The sequence below is a fragment of the Protofrankia sp. CiP1_Cm_nod2 genome, from assembly GCF_920664355.1.
GTDB lineage: Bacteria > Actinomycetota > Actinomycetes > Frankiales > Frankiaceae > Protofrankia.
In genome coordinates this window covers 1-1,377 of the sequence record NZ_CAKKTL010000367.1, presented here as the reverse complement: position 1 = coordinate 1,377, position 1,377 = coordinate 1, and the positions used below count along the sequence as shown (strand labels likewise).

Annotated in this window: 3 protein-coding genes; all 3 read right to left on the bottom strand. The window is 69.9% G+C overall.

The genetic code is table 11. The features are described from left to right. The coding region (gene sufC, locus NBW84_RS23445; protein WP_250287469.1) for a Fe-S cluster assembly ATPase SufC at positions 1–564 on the bottom strand (564 nt) is incomplete at its 3' end. Between the two features lie 134 nt (positions 565–698). Beyond that, positions 699–1,016, bottom strand: coding sequence for a non-heme iron oxygenase ferredoxin subunit (locus tag NBW84_RS23440; RefSeq protein ID WP_250287467.1), 318 nt, complete (start codon positions 1,014–1,016; stop codon positions 699–701). Continuing rightward, positions 1,016–1,377: SufD family Fe-S cluster assembly protein (locus NBW84_RS23435; protein WP_250287464.1), on the bottom strand; the 362-nt coding region annotated here is incomplete at its 5' end. The genes NBW84_RS23440 and NBW84_RS23435, both read right to left, overlap by 1 nt.

The window sequence follows — 1,377 nt, the reverse complement described above, 5'->3', positions numbered from 1 at the left end:
GGAGACGATCCGCAGCGCGTCCACGTCGAGGCCGGAGTCGGTCTCGTCCAGAATCGCGATCTTCGGCTTGAGCAGGGCCATCTGCAGGATCTCGTGGCGCTTCTTCTCACCGCCGGAGAAGCCCTCGTTGACGCTGCGCTCGGCGAACGCCGGGTCCATCTCCAGCGTCGCCATGGACTCGCGGACCTCCTTGACCCACGTCCGCAGCTTGGGCGCCTCGCCGCGCACGGCCGTCACCGACGAGCGCAGGAAGTTCGACACCGACACCCCGGGCACCTCGACGGGGTACTGCATGGCCAGGAAGACCCCGGCACGGGCCCGCTCGTCGACGCTCTGCGCGAGGACGTCGACGCCGTCCAGCGTCACCGTCCCCTCGGTGATCGTGTACTTGGGGTGGCCCGCGATGGAGTACGCCAGCGTCGACTTGCCGGAGCCGTTCGGCCCCATGATCGCATGGGTCTCGCCGCGGCGGATCGTCAGATCCACGCCGCGCAGGATCTCCCTCCCCTCGGCGGAGTCGGTCTCCACCGAGACGTGGAGGTTACGGATCTCAAGGGTCGACACTTTAGTTCAGTCTCCTCAAACCGCTATCTGTGACGCACGCCGCGCACCGTGGCCCCGCGCCGCGGGAACCGCTCCGTGGGGCGCCTGCCCCACCGGGCCCGCGCGCTGCCCTGACATGCGCCGCGCGCCGTGCGCTATGACTCCCCGACGTCCACAAGAACGTCGTCACCATCGATCTTCACGGGATAGACGGGCACCGGCTCGGTCGCCGGCAGCCCCAGGGGCTCACCTGTGGTGAGGTCGAACTGCGAGCCGTGCAGCCAGCACTCGATCTTCGCGTCCTCGATCTCGCCCTGGGAGAGCATGACGTCGGCGTGCGAGCACTCGTCACGGATGGCGTAGACCTGCCCGCCCGACAGCGCCAGGCACACCGGCTCGCCGTCGACCTCCACCCCGAGCGGGAGGTCCTCGCTCAGGTCGGACAGGGCACACACCCGCTGGAAACCGCCCACTACACGACCCCGCCAAGCTCGGCCTCGACCGCCGCGGTGATCCGCTCCCGCAGCGAGCCGATCTCGATCCGGTCGACGATCTCGGCGAAGAAGCCCCGGACGACCAGGCGCCGCGCCTCGTCCGCCGGGATGCCCCGCGCCATCAGGTAGAACAGCGCCTCGTCGTCGAACCGCCCGGTCGCGCTGGCATGGCCGGCGCCGGTGACCTCCCCGGTGGAGATCTCCAGGTTCGGCACCGAGTCCGCCCGGGCACCGTCGGTGAGGACGAGGTTGCGGTTGAGCTCGTAGGTGTCGGTACCCACGGCGTCCGCCCCGATCACGACGTCACCGATCCACACCGCGTGCGCGCCGTCGCCCTGCA